Origin of the sequence: Limosilactobacillus reuteri, from assembly GCF_002254085.1 — a bacterium.
Classification (GTDB): domain Bacteria; phylum Bacillota; class Bacilli; order Lactobacillales; family Lactobacillaceae; genus Limosilactobacillus; species Limosilactobacillus reuteri_K.
On sequence record NZ_NGPY01000008.1, the window covers coordinates 21,619 to 38,795 of the forward strand.

Annotated in this window: 21 protein-coding genes and 1 other annotated feature; of the genes, 4 read left to right on the forward strand and 17 right to left on the reverse strand. The window is 40.0% G+C overall.

Annotation, left to right across the window (positions count from 1 at the left end; all coding sequences use genetic code 11):
* Nucleotides 1-3: 3 nt before the first annotated feature.
* The 4 genes from pheS to CBG10_RS01975 all read right to left on the reverse strand — a co-directional run bounded on the left by pheS (nucleotide 4) and on the right by CBG10_RS01975 (nucleotide 3,050).
* On the reverse strand, nucleotides 4-1,050 hold the full coding sequence (gene pheS / locus CBG10_RS01960; protein ID WP_094511478.1) for a phenylalanine--tRNA ligase subunit alpha: 1,047 nt from the start codon (nucleotides 1,048-1,050) through the stop codon (nucleotides 4-6).
* Nucleotides 1,051-1,086: 36 nt separating this feature from the next.
* Nucleotides 1,087-1,294: a binding site (T-box leader), on the reverse strand.
* Nucleotides 1,295-1,343: 49 nt separating this feature from the next.
* On the reverse strand, nucleotides 1,344-1,682 hold the full coding sequence (locus CBG10_RS01965; RefSeq protein ID WP_003664081.1) for a winged helix-turn-helix transcriptional regulator: 339 nt from the start codon (nucleotides 1,680-1,682) through the stop codon (nucleotides 1,344-1,346).
* A gap of 20 nt (nucleotides 1,683-1,702) precedes the next feature.
* Complete coding sequence (locus CBG10_RS01970) at nucleotides 1,703-2,209, reverse strand: HD domain-containing protein (protein ID WP_003668459.1); 507 nt, start codon at nucleotides 2,207-2,209, stop codon at nucleotides 1,703-1,705.
* A gap of 64 nt (nucleotides 2,210-2,273) precedes the next feature.
* Complete coding sequence (locus CBG10_RS01975) at nucleotides 2,274-3,050, reverse strand: TrmH family RNA methyltransferase (RefSeq protein ID WP_094502410.1); 777 nt, start codon at nucleotides 3,048-3,050, stop codon at nucleotides 2,274-2,276.
* A 98-nt stretch (nucleotides 3,051-3,148) separates the two neighbouring features.
* Here CBG10_RS01975 and CBG10_RS01980 point away from each other — a divergent pair, with 98 nt between their 5' ends.
* The 4 genes from CBG10_RS01980 (at nucleotide 3,149) to CBG10_RS01995 (ending at nucleotide 6,402) form a co-directional block, all read left to right on the forward strand.
* The gene (locus CBG10_RS01980; protein ID WP_094502409.1) at nucleotides 3,149-3,424 is read left to right on the forward strand and encodes an acylphosphatase; all 276 of its coding nucleotides are present in this window, start codon (nucleotides 3,149-3,151) and stop codon (nucleotides 3,422-3,424) included.
* A gap of 98 nt (nucleotides 3,425-3,522) precedes the next feature.
* The gene (yidC, locus tag CBG10_RS01985) at nucleotides 3,523-4,473 is read left to right on the forward strand and encodes a membrane protein insertase YidC (RefSeq protein ID WP_094511479.1); all 951 of its coding nucleotides are present in this window, start codon (nucleotides 3,523-3,525) and stop codon (nucleotides 4,471-4,473) included.
* Between the two features lie 63 nt (nucleotides 4,474-4,536).
* Nucleotides 4,537-4,947: a peptide deformylase gene (locus CBG10_RS01990; protein WP_094502407.1), complete on the forward strand. Its 411-nt coding sequence runs from the start codon at nucleotides 4,537-4,539 to the stop codon at nucleotides 4,945-4,947.
* A gap of 78 nt (nucleotides 4,948-5,025) precedes the next feature.
* Complete coding sequence (locus CBG10_RS01995) at nucleotides 5,026-6,402, forward strand: MATE family efflux transporter (RefSeq protein ID WP_094502406.1); 1,377 nt, start codon at nucleotides 5,026-5,028, stop codon at nucleotides 6,400-6,402.
* Between the two features lie 42 nt (nucleotides 6,403-6,444).
* Here CBG10_RS01995 and yjeM read toward each other — a convergent pair whose 3' ends face one another.
* The 13 genes from yjeM to CBG10_RS02060 form a co-directional block, all read right to left on the reverse strand.
* A complete protein-coding gene (gene yjeM, locus CBG10_RS02000; protein WP_094511481.1) occupies nucleotides 6,445-7,938 on the reverse strand; it encodes a glutamate/gamma-aminobutyrate family transporter YjeM in 1,494 nt (497 codons plus the stop codon).
* A 187-nt stretch (nucleotides 7,939-8,125) separates the two neighbouring features.
* Nucleotides 8,126-9,601, reverse strand: a complete 1,476-nt coding sequence (locus CBG10_RS02005) for a HAMP domain-containing sensor histidine kinase (protein ID WP_094502404.1) — start codon at nucleotides 9,599-9,601, stop codon at nucleotides 8,126-8,128.
* A 12-nt stretch (nucleotides 9,602-9,613) separates the two neighbouring features.
* Nucleotides 9,614-10,300: a response regulator transcription factor gene (locus CBG10_RS02010; RefSeq protein ID WP_003664091.1), complete on the reverse strand. Its 687-nt coding sequence runs from the start codon at nucleotides 10,298-10,300 to the stop codon at nucleotides 9,614-9,616.
* 223 nt (nucleotides 10,301-10,523) lie between these two features.
* The gene (gene rpmF, locus CBG10_RS02015) at nucleotides 10,524-10,703 is read right to left on the reverse strand and encodes a 50S ribosomal protein L32 (protein ID WP_003664092.1); all 180 of its coding nucleotides are present in this window, start codon (nucleotides 10,701-10,703) and stop codon (nucleotides 10,524-10,526) included.
* Between the two features lie 54 nt (nucleotides 10,704-10,757).
* Nucleotides 10,758-11,315 carry a DUF177 domain-containing protein gene (locus CBG10_RS02020; RefSeq protein ID WP_003664093.1) on the reverse strand — a complete coding sequence of 186 codons (558 nt, stop codon included), beginning with the start codon at nucleotides 11,313-11,315 and terminating at the stop codon, nucleotides 10,758-10,760.
* 129 nt (nucleotides 11,316-11,444) lie between these two features.
* A complete protein-coding gene (locus tag CBG10_RS02025; protein ID WP_094509341.1) occupies nucleotides 11,445-12,578 on the reverse strand; it encodes a nucleotidyltransferase in 1,134 nt (377 codons plus the stop codon).
* A gap of 11 nt (nucleotides 12,579-12,589) precedes the next feature.
* Nucleotides 12,590-13,330, reverse strand: a complete 741-nt coding sequence (locus CBG10_RS02030) for a class I SAM-dependent DNA methyltransferase (RefSeq protein ID WP_094511482.1) — start codon at nucleotides 13,328-13,330, stop codon at nucleotides 12,590-12,592.
* Entirely contained in the window at nucleotides 13,330-13,686 is a 357-nt protein-coding gene (gene rsfS / locus CBG10_RS02035; protein WP_019251367.1) for a ribosome silencing factor, read from the reverse strand. The genes CBG10_RS02030 and rsfS overlap by 1 nt, the downstream gene beginning before the upstream one ends.
* Nucleotides 13,686-14,300 carry a bis(5'-nucleosyl)-tetraphosphatase (symmetrical) YqeK gene (yqeK, locus tag CBG10_RS02040; protein ID WP_020843157.1) on the reverse strand — a complete coding sequence of 205 codons (615 nt, stop codon included), beginning with the start codon at nucleotides 14,298-14,300 and terminating at the stop codon, nucleotides 13,686-13,688. The genes rsfS and yqeK overlap by 1 nt, the downstream gene beginning before the upstream one ends.
* Nucleotides 14,293-14,937, reverse strand: coding sequence for a nicotinate-nucleotide adenylyltransferase (locus CBG10_RS02045; RefSeq protein WP_094511484.1), 645 nt, complete (start codon nucleotides 14,935-14,937; stop codon nucleotides 14,293-14,295). The genes yqeK and CBG10_RS02045 overlap by 8 nt, the downstream gene beginning before the upstream one ends.
* A gap of 21 nt (nucleotides 14,938-14,958) precedes the next feature.
* Nucleotides 14,959-15,270: a ribosome assembly RNA-binding protein YhbY gene (yhbY, locus tag CBG10_RS02050; protein WP_003664099.1), complete on the reverse strand. Its 312-nt coding sequence runs from the start codon at nucleotides 15,268-15,270 to the stop codon at nucleotides 14,959-14,961.
* 23 nt (nucleotides 15,271-15,293) lie between these two features.
* Nucleotides 15,294-16,421 carry a ribosome biogenesis GTPase YqeH gene (gene yqeH, locus CBG10_RS02055; RefSeq protein WP_003675744.1) on the reverse strand — a complete coding sequence of 376 codons (1,128 nt, stop codon included), beginning with the start codon at nucleotides 16,419-16,421 and terminating at the stop codon, nucleotides 15,294-15,296.
* Complete coding sequence (locus CBG10_RS02060) at nucleotides 16,414-16,944, reverse strand: YqeG family HAD IIIA-type phosphatase (protein ID WP_035156947.1); 531 nt, start codon at nucleotides 16,942-16,944, stop codon at nucleotides 16,414-16,416. The genes yqeH and CBG10_RS02060 overlap by 8 nt, the downstream gene beginning before the upstream one ends.
* Between the last annotated feature and the right edge of the window lie 233 nt (nucleotides 16,945-17,177).

The window sequence follows — 17,177 nt, forward strand, 5'->3', positions numbered from 1 at the left end:
ACATTATCCTTTCTGGTCAAATTGGTTAAGGAAGCGGACACCATTTTGATAGAAGTTACGGATATCATCAACGCCGTACTTCAGCATGGCAAAACGATCTGGTCCAAGTCCAAAGGCAAAACCACCGTATTCTTCTGGATCAACACCTGACATCTTAAGCACATTTGGATGAACCATTCCGGCACCAAGAACTTCAATCCAACCAGTTTGTTTACAAATTGCACAACCCTTGCCAAGACAGTTGAAACAAGTAATATCTGCTTCAACTGATGGTTCAGTAAATGGGAAGTAACTTGGCCGCAAGCGGACCTTTAACTTGTCACCAAAAAGGTTTTGAGCAACTGCTTCAAGAGTTCCTTTCAAATCGGCCATCGTAATATTTTTACCAACAACCATTCCTTCAATTTGGTGGAATTGGTGACTGTGAGTTGCATCATCAGTATCACGCCGGTAAACCTTACCTGGTGAAATCATCTTTAGTGGTCCTTGACTAAAATCATGCTTTTCGAGCATCCGTGCTTGCATTGGTGACGTTTGTGTCCGCATCAAAACAGATGGCGTAACATAAAAGGTATCTTGCATGTCACGAGCGGGGTGATCTTTTGGCAAGTTAAGCTTTTCAAAGTTATAAACTTCTTGTTCAACTTCATCCCCAACTGCTACTTCATACCCCATTGATACAAACAAGTCCACAACTTGGTCAATGATTTGTTGAATAACATGAGGTTGTCCTTGTGCTACTGGTGTTCCAGGAAGAGTAATATCAATTGTTTGAGCTGCCAACTTAGCGTTCATAGCGGCTTGTTCTAGCTCAGCACGCTTTTCTTCAATCGCAGCTGATAATTCATCCCGCACCTTGTTAGCAAATTGCCCTACTTTAGGCCGTTCTTCAGCGCTGAGGTCACGCATGCCTCGAAGAACTGACGTAATAGGGCCTTTCTTTCCCAGCATCTTTACGCGGATTTCATTAATTCGTTTTAAATCCTCTGATTGTTTAATATCTTGCAATCCTTCTTCACGAAGTTCGGCTAATTTCTCTCTTAGTCCCATATTTTCACTCCTTAATTCAAAAAAGCCTCATCCCAATATAGGGACGAGGCTTCGCGGTACCACCCTAGTTTGTAGGGGAAAATCCTACACACTCTAGTAATCAATAACGGTGATTGGCCGGAATACCATTACGTATCAGCTCCGAAAGTGAAATTCGCCTTAGATCACTGATTGCAATTCTCAGCTCATGGTTGCAACTCTCTAACAGGATCGTCTAGCTACTAGCTCTCATCATCGCATTTAATTCAATTACATATTCTAGACAATCATCTGTAAGGCGTCAAGCGTTATTTTTAAATCCACTTGTCACTCCATGCGTGAACAGCTTCCATGACTGGACGCAATTCTTGACCACGTTCAGTTAGCGAATAGTCTACCCGACTAGAACCTTCGTAAGTGTTGCGAATAACAATTTGTTCGTCTTCAAGTTCTTTTAATCGTTCGCATAAGACCCGATCACTGCACTTTGCAATGCTACTGGCAATATCTTTAAACCGCATGTTGCCATTTTTAAGCAGCACCTCAATGATTAACCCGTTCCATTTCTTTCCCAAGATCATAAATGTACGTGTAAATTTTGGACAAAGTTTACAGTCTTCATCAAGTGCCTTTTCTGCTACTAATTGTTCCATAATTTAACTCTCCTTCTCCTCTACCAAGTTGTTCGCATCCGACGTTTCTTAATCTTCCGACGCATTTTTGCACGTAGCGGTCCAAAGAACTCATGCTCTGCTTCGAAATCGTCAACTAGCGATACAATTAAGCTCTCTGGATAGCGTGGTACTGCCAACGTTGCGCCAAACATATGTTTAAGGATAATATCCTTTTCTTTTTTATTTAATGGGGTTAGCTTTTCCGCATTGCGTAATGCAACTCGGGGATGAATAAAAGCATGAGTCCCTAGATTAAACTTAGTCGTCCGCCAATCATAATAAAAGAGATCATGCAAGAGACCTGCCCGCGCAGTACTGCGATAATCAAGATGCATTTTTTTAGCAATTTTGTAGCTATCATACGAAACCGCAATAGAATGTTGCAGGCGGGTAGAGTGATGATGCTGAGTATAGTTCGCTAGCTTTTGGACAGCTGGCTGGGCTAAAAGATCGGCAACAATTGAAACATACTCTTTATCGGTGCGCCATTCATTTTTTGATTTCATGTAATACCCCTTTTCTATATTATTGCAATTATCATACACGATTTTAACGAGAAAATAAATTAATTTAATCTAGATTTTGATTAAGCTGAAACATTAAGATTCCTGCAGAGATAGCGACGTTAAGCGATTCGGCTTCACCACGCATTGGGATATAGAGGTTATCAGTTGTCTGTGAAAGAAGATCATCGCTCATCCCCTGTCCTTCATTGCCCATGATTAAGGCAAAAGTATCACCGGGATCAACAGTCCGGAAGTTTTTGGCTTGGGGATTCAGTTGTGTTCCATACACCGGAGCATTGATTGATTTAAAATCATCAATCCACTTTCTTAAGTCACCCTCAAACATTTGAAGGTGGAATTGGCTTCCTTGCATTGAACGAACAACTTTAGGACCAAATAAGTCTGCTGAGCGTTGTCCAACTACTACTCCAGTAAATCCTGCGGCATCTGCTGTCCGCACCATTGTCCCCACGTTTCCTGGATCTTGAACCCGGTCGAGGAAAAGCCATGCCCCATGCAATGGCCCTGCTGGTAAACGATGAGAATCTGGTAAAGCAACAACCGCGGCAATTCCCTGGGGCGTTACCGTATCAGTAATATGCTTCATGATCTCTTCAGTAACTTCATAGGTTGCATTAGCCATGCCTTCCAGTTCTGGATGAGCAGCTAATTGTTCAGTTGTCCCCACTACTTCTAAAAGCTCGATTCCAGCTTTAGACGCTTCTTGAACTAAGTGCCAGCCATCTAACAGGTAAGTACCAGTCTGGCGTCGTGCTTTTTTGGTTTGTAGCTTTTTCCAATCTTTAACGTGCTGATTGTGAATTGATGTTAATTGTTCCATATAATTTACATGCTCCTTCTTGTTAATTAAATTATACCATGTTCCTGTTGTACAATTGTTATTAACTAATAATAAGTTTTCATTAAGGAGTTTCAATTATGGTTAATTATCATCTTACCATTACTGGCCGCGTCCAAGGAGTTGGCTTCCGCTGGAACGTCTATCAGTTGGCACAACAAGCAGGAATAGAGGGGATTGTTATGAATAAGAATGATGGGAGCGTTTATTGCGAATTACAGGGTCCCATTGAGATTGTTAAACAATTAATCTCTAAAATTAAAGCTGGGCCGACCCCCTACGCTCGAATTAATAAGGTCAAAATCACTAAGGGAAGTCTGCAAAACTACCATCATTCATTTCAAATCACGCATTAGTTCGCGATTAGCGGTAGAATTCAATTCCTGAATAGAGTAAAATACGTACTATTAACGTAATTAATATACAAAGAAATAAGGGAGTTTGATTCATTAATATGAAACGAAAACGAATAACGATCGCTGGTGGCCTCTTTACCCTCCTGCTTCTTCTTAGCGGATGTGTACGGACTACCAAGAGCGGTCGGCCATACGGGTTTGTTTATGATTATATGGCTAAACCAATGCAACACTTGATGGAATGGTTAGCCAGTCACATGGGTAATAACTACGGTTGGGCAATTATTGTCATTGTGGTAGTTGTGCGAACAATCCTTTTACCGGTGATGTTCTCACAAATGAAAAAATCAACCATTATGCAAGAAAAGATGTCCAAGGTTCAACCATTGATTAAAGAGCTAACAGAAAAACAAAAAGCGGCTAAGACACCTGAAGAACAGGCTGCCGTTAGTCAACAAATGATGGCTCTTTACCGGGATAACAACATTAGCTTAACTGGCGGTATTGGCTGTCTCCCATTGTTAATTCAGCTGCCAATTTTTGCCGCCTTATATGCTGCTATCCGTTATTCTCCAGACCTTTACCACGCAACTTTCTTTGGGATTCCACTTGGTAAGCCAAGTATTATCTTAGCGGTCTTATCTTTTATTGCCTATGCTGCCCAGAGTTATCTTGGTCTTGTCGATGTTCCTGAAGCCCAGAAGAAGCAAATGAAGGCTGCTATTTGGATGAGTCCTTTCATGACCTTCTTCATTTCTATCACTTCTTCTGCTGGATTAGGTCTTTACTTCTTCATCGGTGGACTATTTGCCATCTTACAAACCTTGATGGTCAATGCTTACCGCCCGCGGATTCGTTGCCAAATTGAAGAAGAAAGCAAGAAGAATCCAATTAAAATGCCCGAAGCACCAGTAATTAACACCCCTAGTTCTTCAACTAGACCGACTGATGCAATTGACCAATTACGTAAAGGCGATACCAAGCCAAGCGATCAAGCAGACCGTAATCGTCAACGCAATGCTGGTAAACAGCAACATCATAAAAAATAATTATCAAAAAGCTGGGAGAAAGCAAAGGTTTTTTCTCGGCTTTGTTTTTTAGGAGGAACTAACATGATTAAACCGATTATTAAAGACCATCAGTTACTTGGAAAAAAAGCAATTCCTACAACTAAAGCCGATTTGCCTCTTGCAAACGATCTTATCGATACGCTTAATGCTCACCAAGCTGAATGTGTTGGAATGGCTGCCAATATGATTGGCGTAAATAAAAATGCAATTATCGCGCGGATTGGTCCCTTTAATGTCGTAATGTTCAATCCACAAATCATCGCTAAAAGTCACCCTTACCAAACTGCAGAAGGATGTCTTTCATTAAGCGGAACGCGTCCTACTAAGCGTTATAAGCAAATTACCGTTAAATTTCATAATCAGAGTTGGCAAATGCAAACATTAGAACTCACGGATTTTGCTGCTGAGATTGTGCAACACGAAATCGACCATTGTAATGGAATTATAATATAAGCAATGAGAATGTTTGCTAAAATACCAATAAATGAAATAAGGAAAGTAGAATCGCCGGGTTCTACAACAAATTAATTTATGCTTCTCAAACAGGCGTCCAACTGGGAGGATGGGAGCAAGTTTTGTGGAGGTTTTAATATGGATTCACTAATGTCAATTACCAAAGAAGTACGGCATTATGTTGTTCGTAATGTTGTCGCCACTCTCGGGATGTCAATGTATGTTATTATTGACACCCTTTTTATTTCAATCGCGGCGGGGGCTTTAGGCTTAACTACCCTTAACCTGGTGCTCCCCCTATTCAACGTTTTTAATGGAACGGGGCTATTGCTGGGAGTCGGTGGTGCTACAATCTTTTCGTTAAATAAGGTTATGCACCCTGAGAGAATAAAATCATTATTTAGTCAACTGATGATTTTTGCTTTTACTTTTGGGCTTATTCTAGCAATCCTGTTAAACATTTTTGCGACTCCAGTAGTTGATTTTCTTGGGGCAGATGATGCAACTTGTCAGATGGCAATCGTTTATTTACGAATAATTTCATGGAGCGGACCTCTCTATATGGTTAATTACATTGCCATTAATTTCATTCGTAACGATGGCAATCCCACGTTAACCATGAAGGCCACCTTAACTGAAACATTATCTGTTATCCTCATCGACTGGTTCTTTATTTTCGGAATGGGTCTTAAATTAGAAGGAGCAGCATTGGCAGTATTATTTTCGCCAGCAATTAGCTTAGTGGTTTTAAGTTTTCATCGGAAGTTTGCCGGACGACAATTAGAATGGCACTGGGTTGTCCCTCACCTAAGAAACATTTGGCGTTCAGCACGCTTAGGGGTTGCCTCAGCATTAAACGAATTAAGTACTGGTGTTAGTATTTATTTCTTTAACCATGTTTTATTGCAGCTAGCTAATAACTATGCCGTTGCCGCATATGGCGTTATTTCCAACATTGCCATCGTTGTGCTAGCAATTGCTAATGGGGTAGCGCTCGGTGTTCAACCGCTTGCTAGTCGGGAATTTGGTAAACACGAATACAAGAATGTTTCGACGACATTAAAAAATGGGATGATCATTACCCTCTTTCTAGCAACAATCAGCTTTATTATCCTAATCACCTTTAAGCATCCAATTATTGAAGTTTTTAATACTTCTCATTCTGGCCAACTCTTCGCCTATGCTAGTGTTGGTCTTCCGATTTACTTTACAAGTGTATTCTTCAGTGCGTTAAATCTATTGTTCATCCTTTTCTTAACAGCAATTGGATCAGCGCGGGCATCATTTTCTTTATCGATTCTTCGTGGTTATATTATCCTTCTCCCCGCGATCTTTATTCTGGCAAAAGTTGCCGGAATTAACGGGGTCTGGGCAGCAGTTCCTTTTACTGAATTTGTTATTACTTGCATCGGTGGAATTATCATTTACCAGCGACTTAAAAAATTGAATAATTGATAAAAAAGCTGAGAGAAAAATTTGCTTCTCCCAGCTTTTAATTTACTTTTTAATCTTCTTTGATGCGTGATTGTAGAAAATCCAAGCAACAATTCCAAAGAAAACCGGGCCAAATGCCGTCCAGAATGCAGTTTGAAAATCGTGCTCAATAATCGGTTGGATACACGTAAAGATGATTCCTAGGCAAACAATTATTTCAACAAAGATAACTAATACATTTGTCCAAAAATGATTCTTAAATACCACAAAATCATGTGGGATATCCTTCTTTTGAAAGAACGGAAATGCACCAACAAGGAAGATATAAGGGGCACAGGTTGAAACATTAACCATATCTGTCAAGATTTGATAAAAACTAGCAGCTGCTGAACCCCCAAATGCAACTAAGAAAATAATACACGAAACAAAAATAGCTTGAATCCACATTGCATATGCCGGCATCTCATGTTTGTTCAGGGTCACAATTTTTTTAGGCCATAACTCAGGATTGGCTCCCATGATAAAGGACTTAATTGGGGAATAAACTAGCAGGAACATTGCTCCTAACATCCCCATCAGCCCAGCTAACGCAATCATTCGCGTAAAGAGAACACCAAGAAAAATATTAGTAGCATGACTTAACCCTAGCGAAACACCTAGTTGGTATCCTAATTGGTTAAAGACAACGTAAGTAACATTACCTAAGTTAACGCTTGATTTTGCAATAACATGATTGTAATTAACGCTAAAGCCAGTCATCAAAATCATTAATACGTAACTGCCAATCGTTAAGAGCGAACCAATAACTAAGCCTCTTGGAAATGTCTTCGCTGGATTCTTCATGCTATCAGTAACCCCACCAAGATTTTCCATTCCACCATATGCAAAAATTGCGTAAACAACGAATGAGATAATCGCAATTGGCGTCTTAAAAGCAGGATTAGGCGATTCGATAAAGCTGCTAATACCATGAATAGGCTGGGCGGTAACTCCCTTGTTAGCAATAATCGTCACTAAACTTGCAATAATAAAAATGGCATTCATTCCAATCATAAACGCTCCACCAAACGAGCTGATTTTCGTAATCCCATTAATTCCCTGTGAACTCAGCAAAGTCACCAGTAAAACGAACAGAATTGCCAAGATACCAATTAACTGATTAGAATTAAAAATCCAAAAGTGCCATTGTTGGGTAGTATCATGGCCAAATAATAGTGCCGACAATGTTATCCAAAGTCGAGAAGCACTTGATACTAGCCATAGAACCCAACTCGCTAACCAAATAAAGGTTCCGATAAAGGCCAGCCGTTCCCCGATCGAACCAGCTAACCAGGAATAAATTCCTCCTTGGGCATCCTTAAACGCCGAGCCATATTCAGCCATCATCAAACAACAAGGGAAGAAGAAACAAACTCCAGCAAGGATATACCAAAACATCCCCGCATATGCCATTTGATCATAAGCTATTGAAACATTACCAAACCCATATATTGTCGAAATAATCATTAACACCAATGTTGGCGTTGTGATTAATTTTTTCTGCTCTTTCGCAGCCACTCCTATTCAACTCCTCAATAAAATCCTCATATTTTAGTATCCGTTTTCATTATACCGCCCTCGGTTGAAAACATCGCTTATTTTGTCGGCCATTGGGAGAACAATTGAATAGAAATGTTTTGTAATAAAAAAGCGAGGATAGGAGCAAAAGTTTCTCATCTTGCTTCTATTCTCGCATCTTAAATATTTACTTTTTTGTCTCTGGATCTTCAATAATCGGTAAAATGATTCTAAACAATGATCCAGCACCGACTGAACTTTCTAGGGTAATCGAACCATGATAACCTTCAATTAGTCGCTTGGCAATTGAAAGGCCTAGTCCATTACCACCCTTCTTACGACTACGCGCCTTATCTACTCGATAGAAACGATCAAATACCCGTTTTACATTTTCTGGCGAGATCCCTTCACCAAAGTCCTGAATACCAATTTCAACAGTATTCATCCCTCGTGAAAGAATAATATGGATCTCTTTATGGTCATCGGTGGAATATTTGACGGCATTATCACATAAAATTACAAGTACCTGTTCAAGATGATCGCGATAGATATCAACCATGATTGGCTCTTTCAGATCGTCGTCCAAACGGAAAGTAAAGTCCGGATACAACATCTTAAAGTTATTGTAGACCTGGTGAACCACATCATTAACAACCGTATGCTGGTTGCGGAAATTGATCTCAACTTGTTCTGCCCGGCTCAAATCAAGCATTTCTTGAACCAGGTTTTTCATCCGGCGGGTCTCAATTAATGTTGCTTTAATTGAGTTATCCAGTACTTTCGGATCATCCTTGCCCCAACGTTGCAGCATCTCTAAGTGTCCTTGAATAATCGCAACGGGTGTCCGCAGTTCATGGCTAACATCACTGACAAATTGTGACTGCTGGTCGATATACCGCTGCATCCGATCAAGCATCTCATTAAACATCGTTATCAGTTCTGCTAATTCATCATTACGATTAGTGGTTGGTACCCGGACATCTTTAGTCGGATCTGCACTAATCTCCTTAACCGTGTCATGAATTCCATCCAATGGTCGAAGGAGGAAAAGTGAAAGAAAGTATCCCAAGAGGCCGCTCGCAATCACAACCAAGCAAAGGGCTAATACACATACTAATGCCAACTGATGATAGCTTTGCATATAAGCATCGAGGTTATTTTCAACTTGTAAGTACCCAATCAACTGCCGATTATTCTGCCCATAGATTGGCATCTGACCGACCAGCACATCATGATCGGGCCCAGCAGCAATATGGATATTACGGTTAGTCGTAAATTGCGGCTTTTTAATATAGCGACCAGTACTCAAAATATTCTTCCCATCAGGATTATAAATGTTAATAACCAAGTGACCATCACTTAATTCCTTAATTACCGGTCGCTTATATTCCTCTCCAGAAATAATGTTTGACTGGTTTCTGTCTGGATCAATAAGGTGACTAACATTCTTTTTTGTTAAGGGCGTATCAACAGTACTTAATTGTGTACTAATATTGGTCATCCCTTGATTCAACAATTGTCTTTCCTGATGAAATAAGTTTTGCGTAAATGCGCTAAACAATGCCATGGCAACGATACAAAAGATGATTAATGACCCTAATGCCGTCCCAGCTGCCCACTTAATTTTTAGCGAAACAAACCGTCTTTCATCTTTTTGCTTCATAATTGATCATTCCTAGGAGCGAATCACATATCCAGTACCACGAACCGTTTGGATGTAGCTCTTTTCACCAGGCCGGTCGATCTTATTCCGTAAGTACCGAATATAAACATCAACAACATTAGTCTCAACTTTGGAATCATAGCCCCATACCTTACTCAAAAGATCTTTTCGTGACATAACCACATTGATATTTTCCATCAAGATTAAAAGTAATTCGTATTCCCGCTTTGTAAGGTTAATTACCTCATCACCACGTCGAACAACCCGATTCTCTTTTTCAATGGTAAGGTCCTTGTAGTTGACTGTTGTTTGGTGTTCCTTATTATTACCATCTTCAATACTGATTCGTCGTAATAATGCCCGCACCCGCGCAAGAAGTTCTTCAATAGCAAACGGCTTAACAATATAATCATCTGCCCCGTGATCTAATCCAGAAACACGGTCAATAACAGAATCACGAGCGGTCATGATAATAATTGGTGTGTCTTTTAATTCACGAACCCGCCGTGCGACTTCAATCCCATTTAACTCTGGGAGCATCAAGTCTAGCAAAATCACATCAAAATCTTGATTTAAGGCTGCTTCTAATCCGGCACGACCATCAAGTTCAACATCTGTATCGTAGCCTTCATGCTTTAATTCAAGTTCTACAAAGTTTGCTAAATTTTCCTCATCCTCAATAATTAAAATTCGACTCATTAATAACTCACCTACTATAATAATCTTTTTTACTTGTTATACGGATTAATAAAACACAATAATTTTATCACAATTTTTTAATAAACCCCAGTATTCTCTGTACTAAAAATCTCGATTTATCAAGGAATTAGATTATATCATTTTTTACTTATAAATTCTTAGAAAACTTTAAAATAAAAAAACTATCCTAGGTCCGGCGCCTAAAGGATAGCTTTTATATTAATTAGTTGTTAGTGTTAACAACTTGCTTGCCGTCGTAGTAACCACAACTTGGGCATACCATGTGTGACTTACGAAGTTCACCACAGTTTGGGCAAGGAGTAAGGCCAGGTACATTTAACTTGATGTGACCCCGACGCATACGCTTCTTAGTCTTTGAAGTCTTCCGTGCTGGAACAGCCATGTTTGACACCTCCTAAGAAATTAGAATTATCCACAAATGGTTTTTAACCGTCCGCTATTTTTTGTTATCCTGATCAGGAAAAAGGTTTTGCAACTTAGCGAGACGTGGATCAACTTTGTCATCTTTCTGCTGCTGGGCCTTATAGTCATCTTCAGAGATAACACTCCAACCTTTTCCATTTGGCATTGGTTTACCAGATTTTTCTTCGGCAGAAAGGACCCGTAGTGGTACCTGTTCAACGATATTTTCCGCTAATGCAGTATCAAAATCAATTGAATCACCCTTTTTAATCAGGAAAACAACCTCATCTTCATCCTCATAGCGGGCAAAGTGTGAACGATCATCGATATACGTCTCTGAGAACGTAAAATCGAGTGGTAATTGAACGGGTGTTAATGAGCGACTAGATGGAACGGTTAACGTCGTCGTAACATGAGCGCTAATCGTTGCATCACCATCGTCATAAGTAACGTAACCATCAACTTTAACTGGTTGAACAGCTAAAATAATATCTGGAAACAGCTTCGTTAATGATGCGTTCAGATCAAAAGTACTTTGAATATGAAGTGGTTCATCTTGGTAACGATGTAATTCAGCTAACGACCATTTCAACGTACTAACCTCCTAATGCAACATGTGCAATTATACTAGCCCCCTTATACGTTGTCAATGTTTTTTCCTTGACAACCTTTCAGGAAGCCAAATCTACTTAGAATATTTTACCAAACTTTATCAAAGACGTTAATTAATAATTATCGGCGGGTGCTTCAAATCTTGTTCAACTGGTGTAAATAACTGATACAGTTTCCCTGCTCGGTAATCAAGGTTAAGCAATTGATCGCGCATTTCTTGATCTACCTTTGTAATCAACGGAAGGTCAAGCTGCTTTTTTACCTCATGAAGGTATTCACGTCCTTGTTTATTAAAGGCCAAGACATGGAGATAAGGATGTTTACTATGTTCAGCTACTTCTTCTTGGGTAATCTGCAAGATTGTGTATAAATAAACCCGCAATAAGTGGGCATAAGTATATCGCTTAGTCTTGGTGAACTTCATAAATGAATTAAAATCAAGGCTTCGCTGGGCCGCCTCCTTCATCCGATATTCGAGTCCTTCTGCCATTAAGTAAGTTGACTGAAGGGTCGAAATAGGCGCTTGGATAAGTTGATTACGTAATAAGGGATAAAGGTCTGTCCATGAAGGAATACTCTTTATTGTTGCTAATGCATCACCCATTACCTGGGGAACAACTTGCCAGTAATCGCCCTTTTCACTGATTGCCTGACGGATTGCACTCGCACTCGCAATTTTGCCTTTAATTTGCTGGTCGTGATAATTACTCCCCTGTCGCTTGATAGGTAGCAACTCAAAATGATAGTCCTGGTTAATTTTAGCTTTGGTATAAGCAAAAGCTAAAATATCATTGGGATTAATAAGTGTGATCCCAGTTTGTTCTTTTAATTGTTGGTTAAATTGGGTGGCATAAGTTGCATTGTACTTATTAAAACTTTCCTGGTTAAAAGCTTCTTCAGCCTTTACTAAGCGTGCAAAATCCCATTCTGGATGTTCGCTCCCAAAGACAATTGAATCAACGCCAAGAGCATTTAAGAGACTCAGCGCACCTCCTGCAAACCGGTGTGCTGGTTGGACAGCGTAAAAAAGCGGTAATTCGATCACCAGGTCAACTCCATTCATCACTGCTGCCCTTGCCCGTGACCATTTATCAACAATTGTCGGTTCGCCACGCTGGGTAAAATTACCACTCATTACCGCTACCGTTACATCTGCCCCGGAAATTTTTTTTGCCTGCTGAAGGTGGTAGCGATGCCCATTGTGAAATGGATTATATTCAACAACCATCCCTACTGCTTTCATGTGAACTCTCCTTATTTATGACACTTAAAGAACCATCGTGTTGGTTTTTCTTCTTTGATAGAGGTCGAAAAATTTGATCCCACTTCAACAGAATTAAAGCCAGCTTGAGATAACATCTGCTTTAACAAGGGCAATTCATAAGTACGTTCATAATGGGTTTCTCCAACACGATCATAACGTCCATCATTACCTCGAGTGAAAAAAGCTAATTCATGAATCACACCATGATCAACATCATCATCTTTAAAAGACTGCCAGGTGAATGCCCGTTGATGATCTTCATCTTCATAGTTGAACATATATCCCGGATAAATGACATCAGTTTGATAAGGGGAAATGACATCAAATAAAAAGACCCCATTATCTTTCAAGTGATCAGCAATCTCATTGAAGGTCTTTTGCACGGCCGTTGCATCGTCTAAATAACAAAAAGAGTCCGCATAACACGTGATCGCATCATACTGCGGTAAAGCATTGAGGTCCCGCATATCGGCTTGTAAGAGATGCATATTAACCCCAGCTTCCGTGGCATGTTGATCGGCAATACTGAGCATCTCAGCAGAAAAGTCAGCAACCGTTACGTCAAATCCACGAGCAGCGAGCATTACTCCCAACCGTCCACTACCCCCAGCTAAATCTAAAATGCTCTTAGTATCAGCAGGAAGGTTCTTAATTGTGAATTTTTCCCACTTCTGGTACATCTCAGGATCAAAAAGCTGATCATATAACTGGGCAAAACTTTGATAAATCATTAATCATTAATCCAGTCGTTAATATTGACAAGGGGTGCGTCGGCCCATAATTTTTCAAGGTTATAGAATTGACGAGTTTCTTCACGGAAAATGTGGACAACCACGTCACCAAGGTCAACCAATACCCATTGAGCATGATTTTTACCTTCAACGCTACCAATCTTGACATTTTCTTCATGCGCTTTTTCAACAATGGCATTGGTGATCGCTTGTACCTGCCGGTCTGAACCCCCAGTCATAATAACGAAATAATCAGCCATTGGACTAATCTCATCAACTTTAAGAGCGACGATATCTTCTGCGCGCCGACCATCGGCAGCTTTGACAACCATTTCTAATAATTGTTTACTATCCATTAATCTATCTCTCCTTCATATTGTGGAACCCATGCATTATAGGTATCTATTGTCTTTGGATATACTGGCTTCCCATTTCCAATCAAATAAGCCAGCGTATGTTTTGTTTGGTAAGCAACCCCTGCTTGAAGGTTTGCGGCTGTAATTACTCGTGCCTTTTTTACGCCGGCAAAGTCTCGACCCGGCTCAATATAATCAGCCATGTAAATAACCTGCTCAAGCTTTGTCATTACTGGCGCCCCAGTAGTATGGTGGCGAACCGCATTTAGGATATCTTCATCCCAAATCCCTAATTCATCCTTAATTAGCTCTGCACCAACTACTCCATGCCAAATTGCATTACCATAATCTAAGAGCAGCGGATTAAGCCCTTTTTTCTTAATCTCAGCAATAAAATCTTCGTCAGGACGCTGTTTGGCATAATCATGACACAGGCCTGCAATACTAGCTTTTTCAACATCAACCCCGTATTGCTCAGCTAACTTAATCGCTGTCTCTTCCACACGTAACACATGCTGAAATCGTTTGTCCTTTAACGCCTTTTTGAGACGGTCGATAAGTTCAGACCGTGTCATTGGGATATAATTTTTATTATAAACTAATTCTTCATTCACGATATAATTGATGCTCCTCAATAAACTTGCTTACGGCATCTGAGACCATATACTTGATTGATTGACCATGTTGCACCCGTTGTCGAATATCGGTTGAACTAAAATCAACCGTTGGGACATCTACCCAAATTACTGGATATCGTGTCTCATTCTTCGCTCTTTGACGATGAACGCCGACAAAATGAAAATGGGGCAAGCGAATTAAATCATTGATCCGGTACCACTTGTCAAGATAATCGACCATATCCCCGCCGATAATAAAGTAATAATCGACATCAGGGTGCTTATCTAACAAATACTTAATAGTATCGTAAGTATAGCTAACTCCGCCTCGCTCTAATTCGGCATGCTCAATCCCTAAAAAGGGGTTATCAGCAACTGCCAATTCGAGCATCTGCAACCGCAATTGAGGATCAAGTGAATCTTTATGATCAATATGGGGAGGTTTAGCATCTGGTAAAAAATCAACCCGATCAAGACAGAGGGCATGACCAACCTGATCCGCCATAAATAGGTGAGCATTGTGAATAGGATTAAATGTTCCCCCATAGAGGCCGATTCGTTTACGGTGTCCACTAACCTTAGTCTCCAGTTGCGTCTGGGTTTGCACCTTATCTACTACACTACAGCTTTGCAAAACCGTCACTCCTACTTTTACTTAGATTTCAGCTACTCGTGATGACAATTCACGGGCATCCTTATTTGCTGAAACTTTAAATAAAACTAATACCCGACCAATAACTTGAACTACTTGAATAGAAGTTTTTTCTTCAATTAATTCGCGCACTTCATCAGTTGTAACATCTGAGTTTTGCAAAATGCTAACCTTAATTAATTCTCGACGGTCGAGTGCGCCATCTAGTTGAGCAAGCCAATTGTCAGTCAGACCATCTTTACCTACAGAAAATAGTGGTTGAAGGTGGTTTGCTTGTGCTCGTAAAAATCGTTTTTGTTTTCCTCTTAATTGCATAAGTCTTTCCTTTCAAATATTAATTAAATCATTGCGCGCCGTACCAGAGCCCCGACACCTTTCGGAACCCATGCAGCAACAGTCGTTTTTGCAGGAACAGTAATCCATCCTAGACCCTCAAAGACAATATCGCTCTTTTCGGTAATGTGGAATTCATAACGTTCTAATGGTGGGAACTCATTCTTTTCATCGCTAGTCGGTGGGGTAAGCAAATCTCCTAAGTGTTTAGCATAGAAATTATCAGCATTGCTTAGCTTTGTACGGTGAATTGGTAAATTATTATCAAAGTAAGCAACCATCCCCGCACGTTCACCATGAAGATAATCAAATCGCGCAACGCCACCTAAGAATAATGTTTGACCATCATTTAATTGGTAAGTCTTTGGTTTAATCTCTTTTTGGGGTGCCACAATCTTCAAGTCTTTTGGCGATAAGACATGGGCCATTTGTTCTTGATGGATAATTCCAGGCGTATCAACTAAAACATGCCCATCATCAAGCGGAATTTCAATCTTATCAAGAGTAGTTCCTGGGAAGCGTGAAGTAGTGATCAATTCTTTTACTCCCGTTCGTTGCTTGATAATTTGGTTTATTAACGTTGATTTTCCAACATTGGTAACACCAACAACATAAACGTCTCGATTGTGTCGATATTTTTCAATCACATCAAGCAAGTGGTCAATCTGATGGTTCTTTTTAGCTGAAACAAGAACCGTATCAATTGGACGCAATCCGGCAATATTTGCCTGTTGACGAATCCAGTCAGTTAACTTTGGCCGCCGTAGAGAACGTGGCAACAAGTCTTCCTTATTTCCAACTAATAATACTGGATTATCGCCAACAAAACGGTGTAAGCCTGGAATTAGGCTTCCATTAAAGTCAAAAACATCAACAACATACACAATTAAAGCATTGGCATCCCGAATCTGATTTAATAGGCGCAGAAAATCATCATCCGTTAATGACACTGGAGCAATTTCATTGTAATGCCGCAAACGGAAACAACGCTGACAGTATAATTCTCCTGTCTCCTTACCCTTCTCAAGGGCTGACTTAGGCGTGTAACCCAAGCCATTAGGATCTTCCGTTTGGATAATGCTCCCACAACCTATACAACGTAATTCTTCAGTTTGTTGTTCTTGTTCAGTCATTCAAATCCTCCTGCCATTTTAAATCTGGATATTTTTTGTTTAAGCTCTTCCAAACACGGCGTTCAAAGAAGCGGTTAATACGGGTATCCCACTTATCTGTATTTAATAGTGGGCGTACCAAAATGCTGCGAATGCCCGCTTGGTTAGCCGCAGCAACATCAGTCAATAACTGGTCACCAACCATAACCACTTCATCTTTTGCTAAATTAAGTTTTTTTCGTGCACGATCAATCCCAAAACTTAAGGGCTTTAATGATCGCGAAACAAATGGAAGGTCAAGGCTATTAACAGCTTTTCCAACTCGTTCCTTACTATTATTAGAAATAACAATTAGTGGAATATGGGCTTCCCGTAAAGCATCCATCCATTCCTTTAATTCTGGAGTTCCATCTGGATTGTTCCAAGCAATCAAGGTATTATCCAGGTCACTAAAAACAGCTCGCACTCCCTGCTCTTTTAATTGGGCAGGAGAAACAGAATATATTGTATTAACCATCCATGTTGGTTTAAATATCTCTAACAAAGTCGCACCTCATCAAATTTAATATTCCAATCGGTTAACCCGATTAAATGTTCTAGTATTTAATTATATCGTGTGCTTTACTCGGAAAGCAACTAATTAAAAAAATCGTATCTGTCAAGTTTTCATAGGTAGCCTTTAAATATACAGTTTTAGTGGGTTAGTGCCTTAAAAAGTTGTCCCATTGGTCTACTTGTGGCCGTGTTAATCGGAATTATTCCTTGTACTGCTCCAAT